This window comes from Clostridium sp. Marseille-Q7071, from assembly GCF_965112025.1.
Genome location: NZ_CBCOPR010000001.1, coordinates 1,210,958 through 1,237,089, shown reverse-complemented (window position 1 = coordinate 1,237,089; position 26,132 = coordinate 1,210,958). Strand labels below are relative to the sequence as shown.

Below are 26,132 nucleotides of genomic sequence, written 5' to 3'. Positions count from 1 at the left end.
TATTATTATTTACTTATGAATCTTTTATTTCATTCTTTTTTGTATAATTCCATTTTATATTAACAGCATTTTTTCCAAGTAAATATGTTATTACAATAATTATTATAGTATAAATAGAAATACCATAATCTATTAGAGATGCTCTATAGTGTATAAAAGCTAATAATCCTGTAACTCCCATTACAATAAATAACGTTGAAAGTTCTCCACTATTGCTAACAGTTTGGCTTTTTTTACTGAAAGGTATTTGAAGATTAGTGTTTCTTTTATAAACTACAATCATAATTAAAATATAATTTATAAAGGCTATAATCATATGTGGTATAACTTCAACTCCAAGAATGAAAGTAAAAATTATTGTAATAGCAATAAATAAAGGCAATATATATTTTAATATTATAGCTTTAAATATCCCCTTGATTATTGGTCTTGGTGAGTCTAGTGGTACTACCTTATAAATCCATGCACCTTCATATTTTTCACTAAAATGTACTAGTGAAATTATAGTACTCAGCATTGTAATAGTAACATATATTAAAAGATATGTCTTACTATTGCTTGCCTCTCTCATAGCATCGCTAAAAGATCCTTTATTTAAAATTTGAGCTAACAATATTGAAACTGGTAGTATTAGCCCCAAAGCAATATTGGGGTAAACTGTAAGTTTTATTTTCCTTTCACTATTTAGCATATTTAAATCAAATTTTAAAAACGCTCTTTCAATTTTATCTCTACATAATATATTTACTAAAGCTCTTTGTCTTTTCCCTTTTCTTAAGGATGCTTTTTTTGAGGAGTTATTATTTAATTTTTGAAGATTTTTTTCAAAATATGGCGAAATAACCTTCAAATATAAAATTAGCGATACAATAGATATTCCTATTAATAGTATTGTAAAAATGGTAAAACTAGGATTATCATTTTTACCAACAAAAAGTTCAAATGGAGCAGAAAACCACATTGATGGTAAAATATAATGCCAAAGTTTTGGAGTATAATTTAAATTGATTATCTCCATTAAATTAAAAACTCTTCCAGATAATTGATAAAAAATAACCATAATAGTGGTTAACATGATTTGACAATAATTAATAATATCCTTTAGTTTTTCTCCATCATAGAAATGTAGAATCAATAAATACATTAAAGATGTAAGAAATATTATAAATCCAACTAAAAGTGGCATAACTAAAAGAAAAATTAATAAAAATAATACTCCATATTTAATTGTTCCTATAACTATAGTTACCCCTGTAAAGCAAACACTTAAAGTAATTAGATAAATAGTTATATGCAACACTTTTGCTAAATTTAAATCCTTGCCTTTAATTGGCTTTGGTAAAAGTATGTTTTTATCTTTTACATCTAAAAGAACTGATGAGAAATCACTCATCATACTTAGTGCTATTATAAATATAGTTATTCCAAAGATCATATTCATAGATACATATAGTGGTATATCTAAGATTAATAATAATCCTGTAAAAATTCCGAATATTAAATACATTATCATTTGTGTCTTAAAATTATTGCTTTCTTTTTTCTCTTTCTTATTTTGATTCTGTATTATAGTTGGAACATTTCTTTTATCCATAATAAGTTTTATTTTAAGTATCTTTCTAACAACATTGTAGTCGTATCCTAACCTTTCAAATATTCCACCTAATCTATCTATTATTTTTAATTGGAAAGGTTCCCTCATATACTACACCTCCTTAAGCGTAGCAATAAAGTCTTTTGCTAATTGTTCTTGAGAATTGAATCCAGTTAAATCATTAAATATCTTTTCTAGTGATCCCTCTTCGCTTTGTTTTTTTAATTCCTCAAAAGAACCATCAGCTACTACCTCACCATTATTAATGACAATAATTCTATTACTTATTTTTTCAACTACATCCATTATATGAGATGAATAAAATATGGTTTTCCCTTCTTTTATTAACTGTGCTAATATTTCCTTCATAACAATAACACTATTAGCATCAAGTCCACTTAAGGGCTCATCTAAAAATAAAATATCTGGATCATGTAAAAGACTACTAATTATCATAACCTTTTGCCTCATTCCCTTTGAAAAAGAGGCAATTCTATTATCATAATTATCACCTATGCCAAAAATATTCATGAGTTTATTTGCTCTTTTATCTACTATTTCATAACTTAGTCCATATAACTCTCCAATAAAAGTTAAATATTCTCTAGCGGTGAGATTATCATAAATTTCTCCAACCTCTGGTACATATCCTATCCTTCTTTTATATTCTTTATTATCAGATGAAATATTCTCGCCGAATATTTTTACTTCACCTTCATAATCTTCTATAATTCCAAGAAAAGTTTTAATGGTAGTACTTTTACCTGCACCATTAGGACCAATGTATCCAATAAGTTGTCCAGGGTAAATATCTAAACTAATTCCTTTTAAAACCTCTTTACTTCCATAATGCTTTTTTAAATCCTTAACGGATATTATAGGTTCTACACACATTGCCCTTCCCCCTAAAATTGTAGTTTTAATTTTATAACTATGTAAGACAGTTTTTAAAAAATAACATGCTGACCTGTTACTTTTTTTGAAAATACCTTAATATCTATTCTTAACTAGAATTCGTTAATGACTTATTTTAATCCTTCATATAATAAAAATTTTCCATATTTTATGTTACATATAATTAATCTATAGCACGAAATAATATGTTATAATATTTTTATTATTGAAGTTTCAAATAAAATAATCATATTATAAAAATCATTTACAATACCTTTTTAGATTTTGATTAATATCTATATTATAATTGATAGTCATATCATATTTTAACTTTTTTCTAAAAGTGCAAAAATTAAATAAATTAAAAATAACTACAACTTTTTTATCTATACTAAAGTATGTACATTAAAATAGTTAGTCAAAGATAAGTGGAATATTTTGTGTTAGATACAAAATTAGGTATCCTTAATAGAGATTATATTTACAAGTTCTATGGTCAAAATATCATATAAAATAGTCTAGCATATTAACTAATTATTTTTAAAGATACTTAATACAAATATGGAGGTAGAAATGAATACTAGAAGAAAATTTTTCATCCTATTAATTGTTGCTATTATAGCTTTTCTAGCAGGAACAGGATTTTATCTTAATGAAAAAAACGTTAAAGAAAGTGTAGTAGCTTCAACTAATGAAGATGAGAAGATAGCACAATCAGAAAATCAAAATATAGAAGTTCAAATCAAAGAAGATAGTAAGAGTACTAAGTTTGATGGATTGCCTCTTAAAGATAATTCAGTAGGAGTTCCTGTGCTCTATTATCACTCCATACAAAAAAGTGGTGAAAATGAACTTATGATGGATCCAGAACTTTTTAGAAGCCACTTACAATGGTTAAATAATAATAATTATACCTCCTTAACAATGGAAGAATTCTATAATTATATAAAATATAATACTCCAGTGCCTGAAAAATCTGTAGTTATAACTTTTGATGATGGGTATATAGATAATTATACAAATGCTATGCCAATAATTAATGAATTTGACTTTGATACAACAATATTTATGGTTTCAGATTTTGTTGGCAATCCAAATTTTTTAACAGAATCACAATTAAAAGAGTTGGAAAAAAATAAAATCAATATAGAAAGCCATACTGCAAATCATTTATACTTAGCTAAGCTACCGAAAGAAAAACAAAAAGAAGAGTTGCAACAATCTAAAGATCGTTTAGATAATTTATTAAATGAAAAAATTGAGTATGTAGCTTATCCATATGGTTCCTATAATGATGATACAAAAAATATTACAAGAGAAATAGGTTATAAAATGGGATTTTCAACTGATAGTGGATGGGCTTCTGGAGATGATGATTTATTTTCAATTCCTAGAGTGTATATGAGTGATTTTTATGACTTAGATGAATTTATCAGAAGAATGACAACTCCAAAATATGAATAGTATTAAAAATTGAAACTTTGTTATAATTCAAAAGTATAAAAACCCTATAGAGTAGAGCTTTTTTAAAATTGTCTACTCTATAGGGTAAATTTTATTTAAAGCTATAATTTTTTATAGTTTTATACACTAAAATAATACTCCATTGCTTATCCTACACTTTATTATTCCTCTATAATTAATTATTAATTTATAATATTAGTATATATTATTATGATAAAAGTAATTCTATATCTCTATTACTCATATTCTCTAGCCTTAATAATTCTTCATATGGATTTCCATTTAAATTTAAATATTTAGCAAAAGCAGGTTCTGTCTTCATACCATTTCTCTTTAAATTTATAATTTCTTGTTTTAACTTATTTCCACCAAGTTTTAAAATTTTATCTTCTATAACCATGTGCCTATATCCATATTGTTTTTTTGTTGATATAGATTGTCCATATATTTCTACCTCAAATTCTTTAATAAAAAAATTTGCTACTATAGCTTGATTTTCGTTAATCTTATTAATATTAAAATTCTCATATTTTTGAAATGAGTTTTTAATTAACTTTTCAAACTCATAAAAATTATGGACTTCACATATAATGTCAAGATCACTTTTTTCAATATCTATTTCTAATGGAATTGTTCCAACTAAAATTGGACTATATTCTTTTAATATACGAAGAATATTAGCATTCATAAGTATATTATAAGATTGTTGCTGCTTTGTATTCCCATTTAATAAATACTCTATATTTGTCCAATCTTTTTCCATAAGTCCTCCAATTTATTTTTTATTAATCTTTATAGTAATTTTAATATATATTCTTCATAAGTGCGATTTTAAAGGCTATATCTCTTTTATCATTCTTCTACAAAGAGTTGTAAATCCTTTATTTTGGTATAAATTAAAGGCATTTTTATTAAAATCCCAAACATAGATTTCCACTTCTTTAATTCCTTTTTCTTTTAAATAACTTTCAGTGGTATCTATTAATGATGTAGCAACACCAAACTTTCTATACTCATCTTTTACTATTAGTTTATCTATTATTGCATATTCTCTATCTACATGCACAGGATTTATACCATTCTTAATAATAAGTGCTTCTATTAACCCTATAGGTTCTCCCCCTATTTCTGCTATAAAAAATATTTGGTTGGGATTGTTAAGAGCATTATTAACATACTCTTTTATATATTCTACTTCATCTGGTCTTTTAAATATATTAGGTAACTTACTACTATGCAATATCTCCAATTCTTTAAAGAAATTATATGTTTTCTCAATATCCACTTCATTAAGTTTTTTAATACTAAAATTCATTTTTATTGACCTCCTCTATAATCTAATGTAAAAGAGTATTACATCATAGTATCATAAATAGAATTATTTTACTATAATTTATTTATGTATGTTCCATTTAATTATAGCAAATAGAAATTTTAATTTTAAATCAATAAAAGAGAATGAAAAAATCTCACTCTCTTTTATGCTTTCAATGTGATTAGCTATAAGAAGTCAGCCTAAATTGAACTTTCTTAATCCTTCTTTTCAGTATTTTCTTTTACTTTTTCTAAAAAGTTCGTCTGACTTACAATATTCTCTTCAAATTCTTCTATTGCATTTTTAGTATAATGTCCTATTGCTTTCATATTTTTCTTACCATCTCTAAAATTATTATCTCTACTCATAAAAACCACCTTTTCTTCTTAGGTTGCCCTAGAGAAAAGATTTTATGTTAAAGAAATAAATAGAATTTATCATTGGTAATAAAGAATTTATTATGAATTGCATTGAACATTTAAATATCCAAAAATACCAGCGCATTTTTTAGAATAAAAATTATTAAATAAGATCCTATTATTTAACTGCTTTAATTTCACCAGACATGATATACTCTCCTACGTTCAATCCATATCCCCATTTTTCTGCATACTCTTTAGATACTTCTTTAATTTTAATATTAATATCTTTAAAACCTGCATTTTTCAAATATATTTCTAATTCTTCAACTGAAGAAGCACCGGTCACTCATCCACAATAGAGTTTTTCATCACTTTTCATTTCTTCTGTAAGCTCCCTCATTAGCACTACATCAGAAATAGCAATTCTTCCACCTTTTTTTAATACACGATAAGCTTCATTATATACTCTTTGTTTATTAGGAGATAAGTTTATAACACAATTAGAAATTATGACATCTACTATATTATCTGCAACAGGTAGATTTTCAATTTCTCCAAGCCTAAATTCTACATTTTTATACCCATCTTTTATAGCATTAAAGCGAGCTTTACTAATCATTTCTGGTGTCATATCTACACCTATAACATGACCATTTACACCTACTTTATTAGCAGCTAAAAAACAGTCAAAGCCGCCACCACTTCCAAGGTCTAAAACTACTTCTCCATCTTTTAACTGAGCTATCGTTTGTGGATTTCCACAACCAAGTCCCATATTGGAACCTTCTGGTACCGCTAATATATCTTCTCTAGCATATCCAATATTTTTAGATATAGTTAATGCAGATTTTTTTAGATTAAGTCCACTACAGCAGCTTTCTGATTTCTTATCTTCAATTGCAAATTTTTTATAACTTTCTCGAACACTTTTTCTTATATCATCACTATTTATTTTGCTCAATTTAATCTACCTCCAGCTTATCTTTAAACTTTAAGAATCATTCATAGATTTAGCAATATTTAAAATGTCTAAAATTTTATTATTTTTAATGCTATAATAGATCCACATACCATCTTTTCGAGCATTTAAGATATTGGCTTCTTTTAATATTCTAAGATGTTGAGATAAATTAGATTGACTAAAATCCACATCTTCATTGAGTTTACAAACACAAAGCTCACCTTGAGCTAGCTTTGTAATTATTTTTAATCTTATAGGATGAGCTAATGCCTTAAAGATTTTCACTTGATTTTCCATATAATATCCTCCTAAATTGAAGATTATATAACTATATTAGTAAATTATAATATAGTTATATAATACTCACAAAATTATTATATGTCAATAATTTATCTTTACTCTCATATTATTTTCATATAAAATCTATTGTATTTATCTATATACTTTATTTTTATAACTTACTTTATTCTCTGTAGATATTATATTAAATTATGACTTGATGTATAATATTGTAAAATAATCAAATTAAACTATGAACATATTTAAAATTGTGGGGGGTTAATATAAATGTCTTATTCTATAGAACTTATTCATAATGAAGATTATAAAACTTCCAATTGGTCAGGTGGAACCACCACAGAACTTGCTATATATCCTATTGCTTCTGATTATAAAAGTTTAAATTTTAAATGGCGTTTAAGCTCTGCAAAGGTTGAATTAGAAGAATCTACTTTTACTTATTTACCTAATACATCTAGATTTATTCTCTCTTTAGATAATCCTTTAAAGCTTCAACATGAAAATAATAAAATTATAAATTTAAAGCCTTTTGAAGTACATAGCTTTAGTGGTGAATGGGAAACTAAGAGCTTTGGAAAAGTAAGAGATTTTAATTTGATGCTTAGGGAAAACTCCAAAGGTTATGTAAATTCTATACTCTTATCAAATAATAATAATACCTATTCTGTTCCTAAAAATAACTTAATTCCTAAAAGGGAAGATGAAACCTTATTAGAAAGTTTTTATGCTGCAGATGGTAATTGCAATATAACTATAAATGATGCTGAAAATATTAAACTAGAGAAAAATGATTTATTGCTTATAACTATAAAAGATTATTGTGATAACTTAAAAATTACCATAAATAGTATATCTGAGAAAGCTACTATTATAAGGTCAACTGTTTTGTATAATATAAGATAAAATAACTAACTAAAGATAATGAGTTATTATACTGATTCAATATATAAAAATAAAGGAACATATCCATTAATTATTTTAAAAGTATATTTTATTCAAAAAATACCTCATGATTGCTATTCATATAATCTACAAATTAGAGTAATAGCATCATGAGGTAAATATTTTATACATATTTATCCCCCTTGTAATACAACTATTTATTAATAATTCTTTTTATTTCTTCACTAAATTCCTTAGCAAGTTTATCCACATCTTTATAATTAAATATTGATTTAGGGTCATTAGCTGTTGCTAGTAAGAATGCTTTTGATGGAAGCATGAAACCTTTATTTAAGTTTAATGCCCCTATTAGTTGTTTTGCTACAGAGTCTCCACCAGAATTTCCTGATACTATTATTCCAAATATAACCTTGTCATGAAAAGGCTTTTTATTATAAAGTACTGTTAATCTATTCATTACTGCTGTTAAATTTGCGGCTATAGCATCATTGTAATTAGGACAAATCCAAACTATTGCATTAGATTTCTCTATAGCAGGCAATACATCACTTATCATAGGGCCACCATAAAAGCATTTATTATCTTTTCCATAGTGAGTACATACCTTATACCCACAGCCTTTACAATCCTGTACTGACCCATTTTCTATCAATATCTCTTTAATATTTATTGTAGAATCAAGGCTTGATTTTACCATTTTCCATAAATCTAAAGAGTTAGAAATTTTATTAGGAGTTGAATATAGAACTGTTATATCTAGTTCTTCATACTTCTTAAACTCAAACTTTCTTAGTCTCTCATTTAAGTTTTTACATCTTTCTAAAAGTATATCATGAAGAGGTACACTAAGAACTTTTTGCCATGTTGAAAAATTTATAAGGTCCTTAGTAGCTTCTACCATTGGATGCCCCATAAAAATTGCACCCATAGAATTTGCAAGAAATATTATATCCTGACAGATATCTTTTGTGCCAAGCTCTGAAGTAGATGTACAAATAATTCCACAGTGAGAACCTGAGAATCCATTTTTGTCTTTTTTCATGAGTTTTTTCATAAAATTTAACATACTTATATCAGAAAGTGTTTCATCAACATCTATTGCTAATAATATCTTTTTATTATTTAAATTTACTAATTCATCTTGAATAATTTTGTAGCTCTCATGGGTAAACTGAGAAATCATGTCCTGAAGCATCTTAGAAGTCTTTTTTCTTGGATTAATTATATAGAGCATTTAAATAATTATAGGTTTGTTTTAATTTATTTAAAAGTTCTTCAGGCATATTGTATGTCTCAAGTTCTATGCCACTCTCAGTAGTTCTATTTTTAATTCCCATAAAAACACCACCTAAAAAAGAAGTACTATAATGCCATTGTCCTCTCAGATATGCAAGAATGCTCACTGCTCCAGAAGATAATGCTGGAGCGATATAAGGCTTAAATCCTGAAGCTCTCACTTCTAAGTTTGCAGTTTTAGTTTTTTCTGTGAGAAAGCTTGAAATATTCTCATCATAATTTTCTATGCTATTTGCAATTATTAATCCTTCTCCATGTGGACCAAAAGCTCTTCCTTCACTCTCATAATCTATATTGAATTCATCAGCATAAAAAGTTGCTCTCCCATTCATAACTCCAAGACCATAACCTCTTATTTGATGAGAACTAAGCCCTTTAAAGTCAAAATCCCCATTTTCATTTTTATTACTTTCATTAAATACTACTTTACAAAGTAAATCTACAGGATCTGACACCACTGCAAAATCCCCTTTAAAATTAGCCTTTCTTGCCATTTTACTATAAATACTTATCACTTTTTTATTTCCTTCAAATTGAACCATTCTAACATCTTTCTTTTCATCACCAACTTCAGGTACAAAAACAGATACACAAAATATAAATAAATCACAATCAAAAAGCTCATTTTCATTTATTTTAATTATCTTTGGCATATCTGTATTATTAGTATCATATATTTGGTTAGCTTCAAAGTACCATCTATCTACTTTATTTTTATCTAGATCATATATACCTATATTCTCAACTACATCTGCCCCTAAAAGCCTTAATCCTGTAAGAAGTGTTCCTCCAACATCACCTAATCCAACAATATTTATTTTATATTTTTTAGATGGCTTATCTTCTATAATTTCTTCCCACTTATCATTATTTAAATTTATGAAGGAAAGATTGCTTAGTATTTTACACAATTTGTTTTCTTCTTCTTTTTCTTTTATAATCACATTTAAATCTTCATTATATAATTCCTTTATTGAAGATACTTTAAAATAACTTCGAAAGTTATTAAGTGGTCTTTTTCCAAGATAATAAGCCCTTCTATTTAAATTTAATCCTTCTTCCTCAGTTATGTTAGTAAATTTATTTGATAAAGTCTCCTCACTTATAAAAAGTAAGTCTTTATATTTATAGTACTTCATCATATCATCTCCCTATATACATATCTTCAAATCTCTTTAAACTCTCAAGGTCATTTTCTAAATAATGTGAAGGTTTGTGATTTAAGTCATAATTTATATCAAGTCCTCTATCTACAGATCTTGGTATAGTAAATACTTGCCCTAAAGATAAAAGTGTTAAATTTCTTTCATTTATATAATGATATTCATCTTCTAAAGCTTTAAGTATACTTATAGAGTTTTCTATACATACCTTAGATAATTTATAACGGTCTTTATTATTAGCACCTCTTATAAATTTAGGCGAAGTATATGGCATAATTAAATTGATTGATGGAAGAAGATTTCTGCCTGGAAATTCCCCTCTCCAAACTGCATCGCCACCTATAAATGGATATAATGCATTTTCATTGAACCAAATTTTTAATCTAGGGATGAAGTATAAACAATCAACCTCTCCTCCTTGATAATCTAAAAGATCTTTACCACGACCAGATAATATAGCAACTATAATTTTTTGTATATTTATTTTTTCTTTTTTAAATATAGGCTCAATAGCTTTCATTCTATATCCTTTATGAAGGAGGTTATCTACTAATATAATTGGTCTATTAAAAGACTTTAGCATTTTAATCTGATTTTCTAAGCTAAGATAATGTGGAAATTCTCCAATCTTAAATGATTTCATATCAGGATTAAAGTATTTTTCCGTGTGAAGTGACTTAGTCACTGTATTAGGAATTATATATCTATCTAATATATCTCCATAAGGTACGCACATTGCACTTCCTAATGATCTTGGATTTGTTTCATATTCTGATACTTTATTTTCTTTGCAAATCTTTTTTATAAGTCCTTGATGAACCATATTGGAATCAAAAGAAAGCACTAAGTTTCCTGGAAAAAGACTACATATTACCTGCTGAAGTTTAATTCTACTTTCATTAATTGCAGCTTTTATTTTATTATTGCTTCTAAAAGGCTCTTTTATTAGATTTTCTATATCAAAATTTAAAATACAAGGTGAACTCATATTTACAAGATGAACAGAATCAAAAATTTCTTTGAATCCATATAGAGCTAAAGTATCCTTAATTGTAGTGGATAGATTATCTTTTTCACACTGCCTATAAAGAGCATATTCATAATCACGACTGCAAGCAAAAGCTAAAGTTTCAGTTATCAATATTGAAAGTAAATTTTTATTTTTTTCATAATTTTTAATGTAAAATCCATCTAATAAAATTACTCTTCCTTGACTTTCTTCTCTCATATACTGAGCTATCTCCATATCCTTTATATCACTATAGAGCATACCTGAGCGAGCCCAGTGTATTAATGAAAAACCATGTATTTCATTTTTATTACAATCTTTTAAAATTACTATTCTACCAGAAGGTTTTGAGAAAAGTTCTTCAATTTTTTTCCTTAGCCCATTATTAGCTATATTACATAAGGCATTTATAATCTCTTCATTCTTATGTTCTACTATTTCTGTTTCAAGATATAATAAGTTTAAAGTGGCTTTCTCTAATGGTTCTCTTTGATAAAATCCATTATCATAAATATATTGCTCTGCTAGCGGATCTACAAGACTTGATATATCTCTATTACTGTCAATATAATTCCTAATTTGTGTTGAACTTATATCTGTATATTTACTTGGTAAATTAATAATATGGACATTTCCCTTTATCTCCATTAAATGCTCTGACAAAGTATTGTTTTTATTTCTCTCAATAACTATGTGAGAAAAATCATGAATGGATCCTTTATTGTAAGGCAATTTATAACTAGAAGCATTAGTAATTACATCTGCTCCAACTACTATAAAAACTTCTTGCTCTTTAAAATTATCTTTAAGACTTTGAAGATCTTCTTTATTAGATAGGTTTATAGGTTCACTTTCTGGATATACAAATATTCCAAACTCACTAGCAATGGACATATTAAGAATATTTCTTCTTAATAAATGGGGTAAAGTTTTTTTAGACCAAGAAAATTCATCTACTGAAAGATAAACTTCATATCCTAAATTCCTAATTGTCTTTGCAATTTCTTTATGACTGAGGGAAAATGGATCAAATGTTCCTGGAAAAAATGCAATTTTCTGTGGTATCTCCATATTAAACTTTCCAATAAAAAAATTATAATCAGCAATAAATCTATATATATGAGCTAATCCTGCTGCATTTGAAAGAAAAAATAAATCTTCCTTCTCATCATTTATAACAAGAGTCAATATCTTTTTAGCTAAAAGATCAAAATAATTCTTCTTTTCTTTTAAGGATAAAATCTTAGAGCCAAAAATAACTTTTCCAATAGTGGTAAAGGCACTTCTTTTAACCTCATTTGTATAGTCACCAAGCCCATTTAAAAGAATGCTAAGAAGTGTATTTTTCCTCTTATTTAATATTTTTTCTGGTTCATTAAATCTTTTAGCATAACATTTATAATACTCTAAAACTACTCCTATAGTTTTTAACATTAATGTCTTTACTGAAGGCTTTGCTATTTTAACCTTAAAGGCTAAATCATCAATTATCTCATCAAATTCTTTTGGTGGTATATAAAGAAGGACTTGCCCTAAATATCTTGATATATATTCAGTTATCTTATGGCCTTCTATTTCTAGTGATCTTAAAAGTTCTATAGCAACTTCATTTCTTTCAGAAAAAGATAAAAAATCCATTATTTCAACAATTGCTTTTCCTGCACTAACTCTAACTTCTTCTACAGCACTCACCTTAAGCAAATTACAAAAATGTATTGATGCCTGCAATGCATTGATTTCTTTATGATTTTTTACAAATTCCAGAATTAATTCTATCTGATACCTTTTTACACTCCATTCAGTAGCAGATTTTAAATTACTCAAATAAATTTCTTGTATATTTTTCTTTTGAACTTGTAAATTTTCTTTTAAGTTATATTCTAAATCTTTTAAACTTAATTTTTGTGAAAGCCGATATCTTAATAAGATTTCAGCTCCATAGCTGCTTTTAGCACTAACAGAATATAAATAGTCTTTTAAGTGAATTACAAATACTGATTCATCATTTAATTTTTCCATTAAATTAATACATAAACCTAAAGTGGAAAGTCTTAATGTTATATTTCTCTTTTTTAACATAGTAAATATAAAAATATATAATTTATCTAAAAGCTTATCATCTTTATCTATTGGAATATAATTAGCACTTTCAATTAGAAATAATAAATTATCTGAATTTTTATATTTAAAACTCTCATAATAACTTAGAACTACTTCTTTATATTCTTCTTTTTTATTTTCTCCACAATTTTCAAATAGAGATTTTATTAATGTACTTAAGCTATACCCAATCCAATATCTGTGGCTTGATATAATTTTATGACTTGGAAATAACATTTTATCTATATACTTCCTTAATACATCTTTACTATTAATATTAAAAAAATCATCTACCGCACCTTCTGGTAATTCTTTTCTATATTCTTCATCTAATATAGCAATAAGCTTACCAATAATTTCAGCAGAGTGACGCCTTATATCATCTTCAGGATGAACAAGATTTTCATATAAGAAGTTTATAGTCTGGATTTTTTGATTTTGAGTTAAATAGGTGGAATACTCCTCAAATATTCTTATGTATTCTCTTAAACTTTTCCAATTTTTTTCGCTTCTAGCTTCTTCAATAATAGTATTTAATGAATGTTCATCCCTTAAAATATACATTAGATTTATATTGTGATTTATGGCCATATATTTTAAATTATCAACGATTTTCTCACCCTGATTAAGAGAATATAAAGGTTCTTTTATCTTCTTCATACCCTTTAAATCTATATCCTTAACCTCAGTTTCAACATTAATTGATTGCAAAAATTTTTCAAAATCTCTAAGCTTTGAATAAACTCTTCTATAACGTTTTTCCTTGATTTGATCTACATTATCAAGCTTACTTAAAATTACATCAAAAGATTCTTTAAGGAAGAATATGTGCATTTCATTTTTATTATTTATTTGTCTATTTTTAACTCTAAAGTCTGAATATATTAAAATAAGACTTTCAAGAGAAAGATTTTCAAACTCAAGATCCCAAGTTGAATGATTGATAGCAATATTTCTTATATAGTTTATACCATGCTTTTTAAACCAAATATCAGAATAATAATAATGTAAATAAGGTACTCTTTTCATTTCATTTTTCTTGCAACCATACTTTCCTATATCATGACCAGCAGCACTTCCAGAAACTCTTCCTAAATCCACCTTAAGTCCTTGATGTTTAACTTGTCTTGCAATGTGCATAGCTAAATAATGAACTCCAGAAATATGTTCTAAAGTATTAAATCCTGTTATCTCTCCATTTACCTTCATCATTTCATAGATATAAGAATCGTCAAAGGCTTTAACAAATTTTAAGTACTCGTCACTATATTCAAGAAATTCTACTTCTTGGCCTTTTAAAAATTCCATAGGATATTTAGAAATAAAACTTTCTCCATTACAGTGTTTTTCAAAGGCTGAAATTATTCTAAGAACTCTAAAATAAAGATTACAAATAGGGTCTAAATTAGCATTTAATTCAATACTTACTGCTTCAGGAAAAACTTTTGATAGTGAGTATTCATATAGGTATAAAAGTAGCTCATTATCTGAATTTTCTAATATATTTTTATAGGATAATTCTAAGATTAATGGTTTTAATAATATCAATGTAGACTTTGCTGTATAATCATTTTTTAAAATCATTTCTCTTAGCTTTGCCACAAAATAATCGGATTTTATATGAGAATCTATAATAATCTTATCTAAATTTACTTTATTAATCCATTTAACACTTAAAACTTTTCTCTGAATACGAGCGTAAATATTCTCAAAATTTACTTCCACTAATCTCACTCCTTTATTCCACCGTAAATAAATTATATCATATTTTAAATTGTTTAATTTTTTAAAAAAGTCAAGATAAAAATAGACTTTAACCTATTTTTATCTTGACCATTTCTATTATATAAATACTTTATATAGGGCTTCTTAGTCGAAATTCAACTTATACATAATTTTAATTTTCATAACAAAAATCCTTTTCTATGAATTAAGAATTATGGTTAAAATTCCACCACCAAAATCTTTGTAGTTTTTTTAATAAATTTTATTTTAAGAAATTCACCTTTAGTGAATTTTTTCCTGGATTCGTATTCTTAACTATTAATTCTTAATTTTTAAGAGGTTAAGATATTTTACTGGTATATATATTTATTTTGTTATCTATTTACCTAGATGATAAATTCCTCTTTAAAATGCCCAGTTTCCATCTTTAAAGATTTGAACTGACTCTCCATCATAACTAGTTCCCACTATATCTAAATCCTCTGTACCTAACATAAAGTCTACGTGAGTTAAAGAATTATTTGCTCCAGCCTTTAATAACTCTTCTTCAGTCATTTTATCTCCATCTTTAACACATAGACTATAAGCTCTTCCTATAGCAAAGTGGCAAGAAGCATTTTCATCATATAATGTGTTAAAGAAAATTATTCCTGAGTTTGAAATAGGAGAATCAAAAGGTACAAGTGCAACCTCACCTAAATAATGAGAACCTTCATCAGTTTCAATTAAACTTTTTAACGACTCATATCCTTTTTCAGCTGTAAAATCTACTATTTTTCCATCTTTAAAAGTTAAAGAGAAATTTTCTATAAGATTGCCAGCATAATTTAATGGTTTTGAGCTATATACAACACCATTTACTCCATCTCTTTTTGGTATTGAAAATATTTCTTCTGTTGGCATATTAGCTATGAATTCAATTCCCTCAGAACTTTTCTCTGCTCCTCCAACCCAAATATGATTTTCTAGAAGCTCCATTTTTAAATCTGTTCCTAATGAGTTCTTAAAATAAATAGATTTAAAGTTCTTTGAGTTTAAAAAATCCATTTTTACTTTAAGATTATTTTTATGTTCATTCCAAGCTTCCACTGGATCTTCCTTATCCACTCTAACTATTTTAAATATTGCCTCCCAAAGCTTTTCCACAGCCTCTTCCTCTGAAAGGTTTGGAAATACCTTTTTAGCCCATGCCCTTGTAGGAATTGAAACGATTGACCATGGGTTTTCATTAGTCATCAATCTCTTATTAAATTCTTTTAATGCTATTTGTCTTGCTTTCATTGAAGTAGAAATTTTTTCAGTTGGCACTTCTTTCATAAGCTCTGGATCTGATGCAGATATGCTTAAAAATGCAGCACCATCCTTTGCATAATGAATTAAAGAATCCACCTGCCAAGGCGCTACTTCACTTAAAACCTCAGTGCTGGCATTCATGTACCTAATTTTTGCTGATATTTCATCAGACCAATGAATTATAACTTCTCTTGCCCCTTCTTTATAAGCAACTTCAGAAATCATTCTAGTAAAAGGAGCACACTCTATTGGTGACATTATTACAAGTGTTTGATTTTCTTGTATGTTAACTCCTGTTTTAACTGCCAATCTCGCATATTTTTTTAACATTTCTTCTTTCATAATTAAACACCTCCGAAAAATCATTTTTATATAGACCTATTTTAACATTAAATTAGTAACTTTTGTAAAACTTCATTTAAATATGTATTTAATTTCATTATAAAAGCCGCTATAGTTCGAAAAGCTTACTATTAATTTATCCTTTTATATAGCTTTATAAGCCTAATTTTTATTAATATTTTTATGTAATAAAATATGTTAAAAAGCTTTTGACTAATTCCGAGCAAAGTAGTATGATATAAATATATATTAATTCAGAGTATTTAACTCTGATATAATTTAAAGGAGATATAAAAATGTCAGAGAAATTACTTAAAATAAATAATTTACACAGCAAAGTTGAAGATAAAGAAATTTTAAAAGGCTTAGACTTAGAAATAAATAAGGGTGAGATTCATGTAATTATGGGACCTAATGGTGCTGGTAAATCTACCCTTGCTAACACATTGATGAGCCATCCAAAATATAAAATTTCTGAAGGAATAATAGAATTTGAAGGGGAAATTATAAATGAACTTGGCCCAGATGAGAAAGCTAAAAAAGGAATATTCTTATCCTTTCAATATCCAGAAGAGATTCCTGGAATTACCGTTGAAAATTTTTTAAGAACTTCAAGGGCCGCTGTTTCAGGTACAGTTCTTAAAATGATGAGTTTTAGAAAAGACCTAAGAGAAAAAATGGCAATGTTAAAAATGGATGAATCTTATGCAAGTAGATATTTAAATGTTGGATTTTCTGGCGGTGAAAAGAAAAAAAATGAAATTCTGCAAATGGCAATCCTTGAGCCTAAACTAGCAATTCTTGATGAAACTGACTCAGGATTAGATGTGGATGCTGTTAAGGTTGTATCTGAGGGTGTTAAAATGCTTGTAAATGGTGATAGATCTATTCTAATAATAACTCACCACAATAATATTTTAGAGCATCTAAAACCAGATTTTGTTCACATATTAGTTGATGGTAAAATTGTTAAAACCGGTGGAATAGAGCTTATAGATGAAATTCAATCAAATGGTTATGAGGCTTATAAATAGAATAGGTGGTGAGATGGCTTGGAAAAAAGAAATAAAACCTATGTTGAAGATGTAGACAGAGGTATATATGATATAAAAAATGAAGTTAGATATAGCTATAAAGTAGATAGTGGACTAACTGAAGATATTATTCGTTCTATTTCATCAGAAAAAAATGAACCAGAATGGATGACTGAATTTAGATTAAAATCTTTAGAAATTTATAATCAATTAGATGTTCCTACATGGGGACCAGATATTTCTGGTCTAGATATTGAGAATATTGTAACATATGTAAAACCAGATACAGATATGAAGGCAAGCTGGGATGAAGTACCAAAGGATATTAAAATGACCTTTGATCTTCTAGGAATACCAGAAGCTGAAAAGGCTTCTCTAGCAGGTGTTGGAGCACAATATGACTCTGAAGTAGTTTACCATAGTATAAAGGAAGATTTAGTAAAACAAGGTGTTGTTTACACTGATATGGAATCAGCTATTAAAGAGTATGAAGATATTGTTAAAGAATATTTTATGAAATGTGTTCCCCCATCAGATCATAAATTTGCTGCCCTACATGGTGCTGTATGGTCTGGCGGTTCATTTGTTTACGTTCCAGAAGGTGTTAATGTAGACATTCCACTTCAATCTTATTTTAGATTAAATGCACCAGGTGCAGAACAATTTGAACATACTCTAATAATTGTTGAAAAAGACGCTAATCTTCACTTTATAGAAGGTTGTTCCGCTCCTAAATATTCAGTAAATAATCTTCATGCTGGTTGTGTTGAGCTATTTGTAAAAGAAGGTGCAAAACTTAGATATAGCACTATTGAAAACTGGTCAAGAAATATGTATAACTTAAATACTAAAAGAGCAATAGTAGAAAAAGATGGAACTATTGAATGGGTATCAGGTTCCTTTGGTTCAAGGATTTCTATGCTTTACCCTATGAGTGTATTAAAAGGCGAAAGAGCAAAATGCGAATTTACAGGTATTACTTTTGCAGGTAAAGGTCAAGAACTAGATACAGGTGCTAAGGTAATTCATGCAGCTCCATATACATCTTCTAATATAAATACAAAATCCATTTCAAAGGATGGAGGAATAGCTGTATATAGAGGTGCTGTAAAAATATCACCTAATGCACACCACTCTAAATCAACAGTTTCTTGTGAATCTTTAATGCTTGACAATATATCTAAATCAGACACTGTTCCAGTTATGGATATTATGAATGATGAAGTAGATTTAGGACATGAAGCTAAAATTGGAAGGATTAGTGATGAAGCTATATTCTATCTAATGAGCAGAGGTATAAGTGAAGCGGAAGCTAAAGCAATGATAGTTCGTGGATTTGTTGAACCAATATCTAAAGAGCTTCCTCTTGAATATGCTGTGGAAATGAATAATTTAATCAAGCTTGAGCTTGAAGGAACAATAGGTTAGGAGGGAAATTAAATGAAACTTAAATTTAAAAACTTAAATACACTTCCAGTCATTACTTGGAGATGGCTTAAAGTTAATGATATCTCACTTGATACTTATTCCCTACCTACAGTTGGAGAATACAATAAGGTAAATATAATATCGCCGAAAGCTATTTTCATAGACACTACCCCTAATGCTAAAGAGCTTTTAGAAGACTTTGGATTTGAGGCCATAAATTATGGAGTATCTAAAGAAGTTAAGGATTATGCTTTAAACAATTATAATTCTTCTATGGTTATTAAAGCTAATGGGCAAGAAAAAGAACCAATTAGAGTTGAGCATATAATTGATAAAAATAATTTAATAGATAATAATTTGATTATTGCTGAGGAAGATTCTAAAGTAAATATAATTATTCAATATAAAGGTAATGAAGCTGTTTTTCATAATGGAGTTACAAGAGTTTTAGCCAAAAAGGGTTCAGAAGTTAACTTAATAAAAATTCAAACTCTAAATGATGATAGTCATAATTTTGATTCAAACGTAGCTATTTGTGAATATGGAGCAAAAGTTAATTTTATAGAGATTAACTTAGGCAGCAAATTCAGTGTTACTAATTTTATTTCAGAGTTAAAAGATACCTCTGGAGAAACTAATGTAAATTCTATCTACCTTGGAGATGGAAATAGAGTTATTGATTTGAGCTATGAAATTCTACATAAAGCAATGAGAACAAATAGCAACATTATATGTAAAGGTGTATTAATGGATAATTCTAAAAAAATATTTAGAGGAACTCTAAACTTTAAAAAAGGTTCTGCTCGATCTAAGGGTTCTGAAGAAGAATATGTAACCCTTCTAGATTCTACTGTAAAATCAGATGCTATTCCATTACTACTTTGTGACGAGGATGATGTAGAAGGAATGCATGCTGCTAGCGCAGGAAAAATCGATGAAAATAAACTTTATTACTTAATGAGCAGAGGCTTTAGTGAACAAGAGGCTAAAAAGCTTATAATTGAAGCTAACTTTAGACCTATTATAGATCTAATTCCAGTTGAAGAAATAAAAGAAGAAATTGATACAGAAATTCAAAGGAGGCTTATAAATGGGTAAATTTGAAGAATTAAGAAAAGATTTCCCAATACTTTTAGAAAGTGTAAATGGAAAGCCTTTAGTGTATCTAGATAATGCTGCAACAACACATAAACCAAAACAAGTCATTGAAGCTATAGATAAATATTATGAAAAATATAATGCAAATCCTCATAGAGGTGCTCATGCTCTAAGTGTTTTTGCTACAGACGCCTATGAAAGTTCAAGAGTAAAGGTAAAAAATTTTATTAGTGCTTCAAAAAGTAGTGAAATTATATTTACTAAAAATGCTACAGAAGCCCTTAATCTAATAGCCTATTCCTATGGTATGAATTTTATAAATGAAGGTGATGAAATAGTTCTATCCATTGCAGAGCATCATAGTAATATACTCCCTTGGCAACAAGTAGCAAAAGCCAAAGGTGCAATACTCAAATATATGTATATTGACAATGAAGGTAAGCTTTCCATGGAAGAGGTTAAATCAAAGATTTCTGAAAAAACTAAAATTGTGGGTATAACTCATATTTCAAATGCACTAGGTACTATAAATCCTGTAGATGAAATTATTAGTTATGCTCACTCAAAAGGCGCATTAGTTATTTTAGATGGATCTCAAAGTGTACCTCATATGAAGGTAGATGTAAAAGCTATAGATGCAGATTTCATGGTATTTTCAGGCCATAAAATGCTGGCTCCAATGGGCATTGGAGTATTATATGGAAAAGAGCATATTTTAGATAAAATGCCTCCATTTTTATTTGGCGGAGACATGATAGAGTATGTTTGGGAAGATAGGGCTACCTTTTCAGAACTTCCATACAAGTTAGAAGCAGGAACTCAAAATGTTGAAGGAGCAGTTGGACTTGCTGCGGCCATTGATTATTTAGAAAATATAGGCTTTGATAATATAAAAAAGATAGAAGAAGAATTAACTAGTTACGCATTAGAAAAAATGAAAGAACTACCTTTCATAACTATTTACGGTCCCCAAACTATGAAAGATAGGAGTTCAGTTATATCCTTTGGAATAAAAGATATTCATCCTCATGACGTAGCTACAATTTTAGATAGTTATGGTGTTGCAGTTAGAGCAGGTCACCATTGCGCTCAACCTTTAATGAAGTATTTAGGAGTAAACTCAACTTCCAGAGCTAGCTTTTATTTTTATAATACCTTTGAAGAAGTAGATATATTTATTGAAGCTTTAAAAAATGTAAGGAGGTGGTTAGGCTATGCATCTTAATGATATATATACAGAGCTCATAATGGAGCATAATCAAAGCTCTCATAATAAAAGAAATTTAGTAAATCCTGATACTAAGGAACTTGGACACAATCCAAGTTGTGGAGATGAGATTTCTCTAGAATTGAAATTTGATGGAGACATTATAAAAGATGCAGCCTTTACAGGCAGTGGATGTGCCATCTCCCAAGCTTCTACTTCCATAATGATTGATCTTATAAAGGGAAAATCAAAGGAAGAGGCATTAAATTTAGTAGAAACTTTTATAGGAATGATAAAAAGAGAAATAAAATCTGAAGAAGAACTTGAAATATTAGAAGATGCAATAGCCTTTCAAAATATTTCAAACATGCCTGCAAGAGTAAAATGTGCGGTACTTGCATGGCATACCCTTAAAGAGTCAATTAAATAGCTAAAATAGGGACAGTTCATTAATATATCAATTTGAAAAATATTAATAAACTATCCCTATTTTAATTATTTTTTAAATCTATCGTAATTTATGAATACAGTATCTTCAAATACTAACCATTTAGGCTTACTACTATCAGTTTTATTTCGTATTAAAACTAGTCCTGACGGAAGATCCGTCATTGGATAATCTGTAAATACAAACACTTCATATATTAAAATATCTTCCTTAGTATAACTTTCAAAGACTTTGCCCCTTCTTTTAAGCATACGCAATTCATCCTCTAATCCTAGGTCAGGCACATCTATTTTTTTGGCATGAAGTAGTATATACTTAGTATCATACTTAAAAATTTCATCTTTTTCTTCATTATTGCTACTATGAAATTTAACATTATTATAAGTTTCTAAATCTTTATTGGTTAAACTTTGAAAATACTTATATATAGCGTACTTAGACGTATTAACTATATGATATGGTATTCTAAAGGCTATAGACAATAGGATTATACATAGAATTACTATTCCTATTCTCTTTAAAATTTTCATATCAATCCCCCAAATCATATTTTTAATATAGTTAACTTCCTTTGCTTTATATTGTATTAATTGTAATATAATACAATAATCTATTCAAGCTAATACTCTAGATATCATTTATATACGATAAACCTTAAAAATTTATGTCTATTTTTAATTACCATTGAAAAATTTAGAGTTATTTTAAACATATTTTTATAACCTTATTTATTACTAGCTTTTATATTTTCTTATAAAATAAAAAACTTACATTTTTCGTGTAGTTTCACCTTATTCTATTTAGAGATTACATTATATTTATTATAAAATAAAAAATATTTGTCTTAAATAAAGTGAAAATTTATATATTTTTTATCTTCTTGTAAAATTTTTTTAATTGCTTTAAATTCACAGAAAAATTACATTCACTTAAATTCCAAAATATGTTATAATGTTCTTAACTCAATTAAGCAAGTCCCCTCTTGTTTAATAGAGATTTATTTTATAGTTGTTTCAGTATTCAAACTTCCTGTGCTGCTTTAATATGGGTAGATGGTATTGGGCCTTTAGGGCATAGGAGGCGATATGATGACCGATTATACAATCTTGGCAATAATTGGAATCATTACCTTGGCTTTGGTTATTATAAGCGTAGTATCCATTGTTGGTTGCTTTGTTTATAAGTATGAAACACTTAAAACAGGTACTAGAACTAAAATGAATACAGATTTGCAAAATGGAAAAATAGAAGCTGAACTTTCTGTTGATATAGAAGGAAATTCTGAAAGCAAAAGAAAATAGTGGGTCGTATCACAAAATTCTCCCACTATTTTCTAACAACTATTAAATAACCGTAAAGGCCTGATACCTTTTATCTACCCTTATTATATCATATATACTTAATCAATATAACAATTTTAAATAAAATTTGACAAAATAGATTATAATTTACTCATTTTATTATGCAATCATTTAAACAATTGCTCTAATCTTCATAAATTATAACTTGGCTATAATTAGGTTTCCTGATTCATATTTTTTAAGACCTTTATAAAATATCTTATATGAAGCCAATACCCAAATAACTGTAACACTAATCAATATAGAAAAATCTAATATATTAAAAGATTTTATTAAAGCTATCGGTATGTGAGCAGTAAAGGCCGCTGGTACTATGGTATATATTATATATTTTGTAGCACCTTTAAATATCCCCTTTGGATATGAGCTAAAATTTACCATAAATTCTAACATAAGTCCTGATAGACCTTCAGCATTGCCTATATAAAAACTTAAAGAGTTTACAATAACTATAACACTTGAAAGTATAATAGCTGAAATACAAGAAAAAAATAAGAATAAAGCTATGTTAATTAAATTAAAATTACCTACAAATATAAATAGAATTATTCCATAAATAACATCACCAAAGGCTGATATTACACTTTTAGAGCATAGTATATTCATTAAAGTATCCTTAGGTTGGATCAAATATGAATCTAGCTCTCCATTTACAATCATTTTTGTAAGTTCTCCAATATTTCCAAATAAAATAAAAGCTATTCCAAAAGATGTGGACATAATGGCAAAAAGCATTAATGTATCACTAAAACCATATCCTCCTATAGTGCCTACATTATTAAATAATATCCACCAGAAAAATATAAACGAAGCATTATTTATTATCATACCTAACACCTGTATAATAAAACTTACTTTATACTCCATAGCTGAAGATAGGTTAAATTTAAAATATGCTCTTATTAGTTTTATGATATTTTTAACCTCCATTAACATTTAATTTCTCTGCCCCCTTTCTATATATAACTAAAGCTAGTATTACAAATATAATTAAATATAAAACTTGTATTCCAAAACCCTCATAGAATTTTTTAAGTGAAAAATCTACTGCTAGCTTTCCAGGTACATATGTGACATAGGCAAAGGGTAAATAACTTGATATATTTTTAAGCCAGTTAGGAAATAAATCAAGTGGTACTAACATTCCTCCTAAGGTAAATGTAAGCTTTGAATATATCCAAAAAAATGGCTTATTCTCCTCAATCCAAAAGGAAGTTAGTGCTAAAATAATATATATGAAAAAATTGATGGTTGATCCTATTAAAATAGAAAGTAGTATTAATGGCAGATATACTATATTGAAGCCTTCTAAAAATCCTACAAAACATATACCAATAATTATTCCTAAAATCATATTACAACCTAACTTTACTGCTATTTCACCTAGTGAGTTAAAAAAACAATATAATACATAGTTGTAAGGTTTATTTATCCCATAAGCTATAGCTCCACTTTTGACATCATCACTAATTTGGATATGGAAATTTGATCGAGATAAGGTTATAGTTTCTGTAACTATTAAATACCATATAATTTTATTTAAAGTTAGTCCTGATATTATATCTCCTTTTTGTCCATAAATATTTCCCCAAAGCATTAAAAATATATATATTATGAAAACAAAGAATAAATTTCTAATTAGAAAATTCCAAAAATATACTAAATTATTACTAAGACTTATCTTAAATATATGAATATATTTATTGAGTTTACTCACTACAATCACCTACCTTACTTTCACTATATATATGAGATATAATTTCTTCCATAGGTGGTTCTAGAATATTTATATCTAAAATACTTCCATACTTTATAATTTCCGTTAAAACTTCTTCTATATTTTCTTTCAAAGTGTCTATCTCTATTTTTACTCCATAGCCATTACTTTTTAAAACCTTAAATTTGTTTTTATCTATATGAACTTCTTCTTTAAACTTTACCTCTATAATTTTTTTATTGAGATAGTTATATTTAAGATTTTTAATGGATTCATCTAAAACCAATTGACCATGATTTATTACTATAGCTCTTTTGCAGAGTTGTTCTATGTCACCTGCATCATGTGAAGTTAAAAATATAGTTCTTTTTTCTTCTCTATTTATCCTTAAAATAAGATCTCTAATATTTTGTTTAACTATAACATCCAATCCTATAGTAGGTTCGTCTAAAAATATTATCTCTGGATTATGAATTAAAGACGCTGCTATCTCACACCGTATCCTTTGACCAAGAGATAACTTTCTAACAGGTATATCCATAAGTTCACCTATCTCAAAAATTTCTTTTAAAAAGTTTATTCTTTTCTTAAGGCTTACTTCCTCCATATCATAAATTTTTCCTAAGAGATTAAAGCTATCTATAGGTGGTAGATGAAACCATAGCTGCGACTTTTGCCCAAATACAGTACCTATTTTATAAGATAACTTCTTCCTCTCAGTGGAAGGATCTAGCCCTAATATTTTCATATTTCCTTCAGTTGGATAAAGTATTCCTGTAAGCATTTTTATTGTAGTAGATTTTCCTGCTCCATTAGGACCAATAAAAGCTAAGATTTCTCCTTTTTCTACATTAAAAGATACATCTTTAACTGCCTCTATCTCTTTATACCTAGGTGAAATCATAGACTTAATACTTCCTTTAAATCCTGGTTCTTTTGTTTTGATTTTGAATGATTTGCATAAATTATTAACGCTTATTACCGTCATAAAGCCTCCCCCTTTATTTAAATTATTTTAATAAAAAAAAGCCCAAAGAATAAGTCCTATAGAGACTCATCCTCTGGGCTTTTATCCCAAAAGTGTAGAAATAACTCCTGTACCGCTTGGTCCAGCCATG

23 protein-coding genes are annotated in these 26,132 nt (G+C 27.5%); 8 read left to right on the top strand and 15 right to left on the bottom strand.

Annotated elements, in window-relative coordinates; translation table 11 throughout:
* Positions 1 to 13: 13 nt before the first annotated feature.
* Both ACWPW7_RS05890 and ACWPW7_RS05885 read right to left on the bottom strand, forming a co-directional pair.
* A complete protein-coding gene (locus ACWPW7_RS05890) occupies positions 14 to 1,702 on the bottom strand; it encodes a hypothetical protein (RefSeq protein WP_454052738.1) in 1,689 nt (562 codons plus the stop codon).
* Between the two features lie 3 nt (positions 1,703 to 1,705).
* Entirely contained in the window at positions 1,706 to 2,488 is a 783-nt protein-coding gene (locus ACWPW7_RS05885; RefSeq protein ID WP_454052737.1) for an ABC transporter ATP-binding protein, read from the bottom strand.
* Positions 2,489 to 3,061: 573 nt separating this feature from the next.
* Between ACWPW7_RS05885 and ACWPW7_RS05880 the strand changes: the two genes are divergently transcribed.
* Positions 3,062 to 3,952: a polysaccharide deacetylase family protein gene (locus ACWPW7_RS05880; RefSeq protein WP_454052736.1), complete on the top strand. Its 891-nt coding sequence runs from the start codon at positions 3,062 to 3,064 to the stop codon at positions 3,950 to 3,952.
* A gap of 208 nt (positions 3,953 to 4,160) precedes the next feature.
* Here ACWPW7_RS05880 and ACWPW7_RS05875 read toward each other — a convergent pair whose 3' ends face one another.
* The 5 genes from ACWPW7_RS05875 to ACWPW7_RS05855 form a co-directional block, all read right to left on the bottom strand.
* Complete coding sequence (locus tag ACWPW7_RS05875) at positions 4,161 to 4,715, bottom strand: DUF4269 domain-containing protein (protein WP_454052735.1); 555 nt, start codon at positions 4,713 to 4,715, stop codon at positions 4,161 to 4,163.
* A 75-nt stretch (positions 4,716 to 4,790) separates the two neighbouring features.
* Positions 4,791 to 5,267 carry a GNAT family N-acetyltransferase gene (locus ACWPW7_RS05870; RefSeq protein WP_454052734.1) on the bottom strand — a complete coding sequence of 159 codons (477 nt, stop codon included), beginning with the start codon at positions 5,265 to 5,267 and terminating at the stop codon, positions 4,791 to 4,793.
* Between the two features lie 215 nt (positions 5,268 to 5,482).
* Positions 5,483 to 5,635 carry a hypothetical protein gene (locus ACWPW7_RS05865; protein WP_291561306.1) on the bottom strand — a complete coding sequence of 51 codons (153 nt, stop codon included), beginning with the start codon at positions 5,633 to 5,635 and terminating at the stop codon, positions 5,483 to 5,485.
* A 169-nt stretch (positions 5,636 to 5,804) separates the two neighbouring features.
* A complete protein-coding gene (gene arsM / locus ACWPW7_RS05860) occupies positions 5,805 to 6,590 on the bottom strand; it encodes an arsenite methyltransferase (RefSeq protein ID WP_454052733.1) in 786 nt (261 codons plus the stop codon).
* A 30-nt stretch (positions 6,591 to 6,620) separates the two neighbouring features.
* Positions 6,621 to 6,887, bottom strand: a complete 267-nt coding sequence (locus ACWPW7_RS05855) for an ArsR/SmtB family transcription factor (protein ID WP_454052732.1) — start codon at positions 6,885 to 6,887, stop codon at positions 6,621 to 6,623.
* 270 nt (positions 6,888 to 7,157) lie between these two features.
* On the opposite strand from ACWPW7_RS05855, the gene ACWPW7_RS05850 reads away from it, so the two are divergent.
* Positions 7,158 to 7,793 carry a HutD family protein gene (locus ACWPW7_RS05850; protein ID WP_454052731.1) on the top strand — a complete coding sequence of 212 codons (636 nt, stop codon included), beginning with the start codon at positions 7,158 to 7,160 and terminating at the stop codon, positions 7,791 to 7,793.
* Between the two features lie 193 nt (positions 7,794 to 7,986).
* Here ACWPW7_RS05850 and ACWPW7_RS05845 read toward each other — a convergent pair whose 3' ends face one another.
* The 4 genes from ACWPW7_RS05845 to ACWPW7_RS05830 form a co-directional block, all read right to left on the bottom strand.
* A complete protein-coding gene (locus ACWPW7_RS05845; protein WP_454052730.1) occupies positions 7,987 to 9,027 on the bottom strand; it encodes an NAD(P)H-dependent oxidoreductase in 1,041 nt (346 codons plus the stop codon).
* A complete protein-coding gene (locus ACWPW7_RS05840; protein WP_454052729.1) occupies positions 9,011 to 10,228 on the bottom strand; it encodes a lactate/malate family dehydrogenase in 1,218 nt (405 codons plus the stop codon). Before ACWPW7_RS05840 ends, ACWPW7_RS05845 begins: the two co-directional genes overlap by 17 nt.
* A gap of 4 nt (positions 10,229 to 10,232) precedes the next feature.
* Complete coding sequence (locus tag ACWPW7_RS05835; RefSeq protein WP_454052728.1) at positions 10,233 to 15,086, bottom strand: cytidyltransferase; 4,854 nt, start codon at positions 15,084 to 15,086, stop codon at positions 10,233 to 10,235.
* 405 nt (positions 15,087 to 15,491) lie between these two features.
* The gene (locus tag ACWPW7_RS05830; RefSeq protein ID WP_454052727.1) at positions 15,492 to 16,721 is read right to left on the bottom strand and encodes an aminopeptidase; all 1,230 of its coding nucleotides are present in this window, start codon (positions 16,719 to 16,721) and stop codon (positions 15,492 to 15,494) included.
* 296 nt (positions 16,722 to 17,017) lie between these two features.
* Here ACWPW7_RS05830 and sufC point away from each other — a divergent pair, with 296 nt between their 5' ends.
* From sufC to sufU, 5 genes are read left to right on the top strand one after another with little or no spacing between them, the layout of a single operon-like run.
* Positions 17,018 to 17,755 (top strand): Fe-S cluster assembly ATPase SufC, encoded by a 738-nt coding sequence (gene sufC / locus ACWPW7_RS05825; RefSeq protein WP_454052726.1) that lies wholly within the window; start codon positions 17,018 to 17,020, stop codon positions 17,753 to 17,755.
* Positions 17,756 to 17,773: 18 nt separating this feature from the next.
* Positions 17,774 to 19,183, top strand: a complete 1,410-nt coding sequence (sufB, locus tag ACWPW7_RS05820) for a Fe-S cluster assembly protein SufB (protein ID WP_454052725.1) — start codon at positions 17,774 to 17,776, stop codon at positions 19,181 to 19,183.
* A 12-nt stretch (positions 19,184 to 19,195) separates the two neighbouring features.
* Positions 19,196 to 20,281 carry a Fe-S cluster assembly protein SufD gene (gene sufD, locus ACWPW7_RS05815; RefSeq protein WP_454052724.1) on the top strand — a complete coding sequence of 362 codons (1,086 nt, stop codon included), beginning with the start codon at positions 19,196 to 19,198 and terminating at the stop codon, positions 20,279 to 20,281.
* Entirely contained in the window at positions 20,274 to 21,506 is a 1,233-nt protein-coding gene (locus tag ACWPW7_RS05810; protein ID WP_454052723.1) for a cysteine desulfurase, read from the top strand. The genes sufD and ACWPW7_RS05810 overlap by 8 nt, the downstream gene beginning before the upstream one ends.
* Complete coding sequence (gene sufU, locus ACWPW7_RS05805) at positions 21,496 to 21,918, top strand: Fe-S cluster assembly sulfur transfer protein SufU (protein WP_454052722.1); 423 nt, start codon at positions 21,496 to 21,498, stop codon at positions 21,916 to 21,918. The genes ACWPW7_RS05810 and sufU overlap by 11 nt, the downstream gene beginning before the upstream one ends.
* Positions 21,919 to 21,983: 65 nt before the next feature.
* On the opposite strand, the gene ACWPW7_RS05800 is transcribed toward sufU, so the two are convergent.
* Positions 21,984 to 22,466, bottom strand: a complete 483-nt coding sequence (locus tag ACWPW7_RS05800) for a hypothetical protein (RefSeq protein ID WP_454052721.1) — start codon at positions 22,464 to 22,466, stop codon at positions 21,984 to 21,986.
* Between the two features lie 558 nt (positions 22,467 to 23,024).
* Here ACWPW7_RS05800 and ACWPW7_RS05795 point away from each other — a divergent pair.
* Positions 23,025 to 23,237 (top strand): hypothetical protein, encoded by a 213-nt coding sequence (locus tag ACWPW7_RS05795; protein WP_039636072.1) that lies wholly within the window; start codon positions 23,025 to 23,027, stop codon positions 23,235 to 23,237.
* A 198-nt stretch (positions 23,238 to 23,435) separates the two neighbouring features.
* On the opposite strand, the gene ACWPW7_RS05790 is transcribed toward ACWPW7_RS05795, so the two are convergent.
* Genes ACWPW7_RS05790 through ACWPW7_RS05780 form a run of 3 tightly spaced genes read right to left on the bottom strand, consistent with a single transcriptional unit; the run spans position 23,436 to position 26,002 of the window.
* Positions 23,436 to 24,227: an ABC transporter permease gene (locus ACWPW7_RS05790; RefSeq protein ID WP_454052720.1), complete on the bottom strand. Its 792-nt coding sequence runs from the start codon at positions 24,225 to 24,227 to the stop codon at positions 23,436 to 23,438.
* Positions 24,217 to 25,014, bottom strand: a complete 798-nt coding sequence (locus ACWPW7_RS05785; protein ID WP_454052719.1) for an ABC transporter permease — start codon at positions 25,012 to 25,014, stop codon at positions 24,217 to 24,219. Before ACWPW7_RS05785 ends, ACWPW7_RS05790 begins: the two co-directional genes overlap by 11 nt.
* Positions 25,007 to 26,002, bottom strand: a complete 996-nt coding sequence (locus ACWPW7_RS05780) for an ABC transporter ATP-binding protein (RefSeq protein WP_454052718.1) — start codon at positions 26,000 to 26,002, stop codon at positions 25,007 to 25,009. The genes ACWPW7_RS05785 and ACWPW7_RS05780 overlap by 8 nt, the downstream gene beginning before the upstream one ends.
* Positions 26,003 to 26,132 lie beyond the last annotated feature (130 nt).

Coding starts and splice junctions, on each gene's coding strand:
- ACWPW7_RS05790 (WP_454052720.1), bottom strand. CDS start 24,227: ATGGAGGTTAAAAATATCATAAAACTAATAAGAGCATATTTTAAATTT.
- ACWPW7_RS05875 (WP_454052735.1), bottom strand. CDS start 4,715: ATGGAAAAAGATTGGACAAATATAGAGTATTTATTAAATGGGAATACA.
- ACWPW7_RS05800 (WP_454052721.1), bottom strand. CDS start 22,466: ATGAAAATTTTAAAGAGAATAGGAATAGTAATTCTATGTATAATCCTA.
- ACWPW7_RS05885 (WP_454052737.1), bottom strand. CDS start 2,488: ATGTGTGTAGAACCTATAATATCCGTTAAGGATTTAAAAAAGCATTAT.
- sufD (WP_454052724.1), top strand. CDS start 19,196: ATGAAACTTAAATTTAAAAACTTAAATACACTTCCAGTCATTACTTGG.
- sufC (WP_454052726.1), top strand. CDS start 17,018: ATGTCAGAGAAATTACTTAAAATAAATAATTTACACAGCAAAGTTGAA.
- ACWPW7_RS05880 (WP_454052736.1), top strand. CDS start 3,062: ATGAATACTAGAAGAAAATTTTTCATCCTATTAATTGTTGCTATTATA.
- ACWPW7_RS05865 (WP_291561306.1), bottom strand. CDS start 5,635: ATGAGTAGAGATAATAATTTTAGAGATGGTAAGAAAAATATGAAAGCA.
- ACWPW7_RS05855 (WP_454052732.1), bottom strand. CDS start 6,887: ATGGAAAATCAAGTGAAAATCTTTAAGGCATTAGCTCATCCTATAAGA.
- ACWPW7_RS05830 (WP_454052727.1), bottom strand. CDS start 16,721: ATGAAAGAAGAAATGTTAAAAAAATATGCGAGATTGGCAGTTAAAACA.
- ACWPW7_RS05870 (WP_454052734.1), bottom strand. CDS start 5,267: ATGAATTTTAGTATTAAAAAACTTAATGAAGTGGATATTGAGAAAACA.
- ACWPW7_RS05850 (WP_454052731.1), top strand. CDS start 7,158: ATGTCTTATTCTATAGAACTTATTCATAATGAAGATTATAAAACTTCC.
- ACWPW7_RS05810 (WP_454052723.1), top strand. CDS start 20,274: ATGGGTAAATTTGAAGAATTAAGAAAAGATTTCCCAATACTTTTAGAA.
- ACWPW7_RS05840 (WP_454052729.1), bottom strand. CDS start 10,228: ATGAAGTACTATAAATATAAAGACTTACTTTTTATAAGTGAGGAGACT.
- ACWPW7_RS05795 (WP_039636072.1), top strand. CDS start 23,025: ATGACCGATTATACAATCTTGGCAATAATTGGAATCATTACCTTGGCT.
- ACWPW7_RS05890 (WP_454052738.1), bottom strand. CDS start 1,702: ATGAGGGAACCTTTCCAATTAAAAATAATAGATAGATTAGGTGGAATA.
- ACWPW7_RS05780 (WP_454052718.1), bottom strand. CDS start 26,002: ATGACGGTAATAAGCGTTAATAATTTATGCAAATCATTCAAAATCAAA.
- sufU (WP_454052722.1), top strand. CDS start 21,496: ATGCATCTTAATGATATATATACAGAGCTCATAATGGAGCATAATCAA.
- ACWPW7_RS05845 (WP_454052730.1), bottom strand. CDS start 9,027: ATGCTCTATATAATTAATCCAAGAAAAAAGACTTCTAAGATGCTTCAG.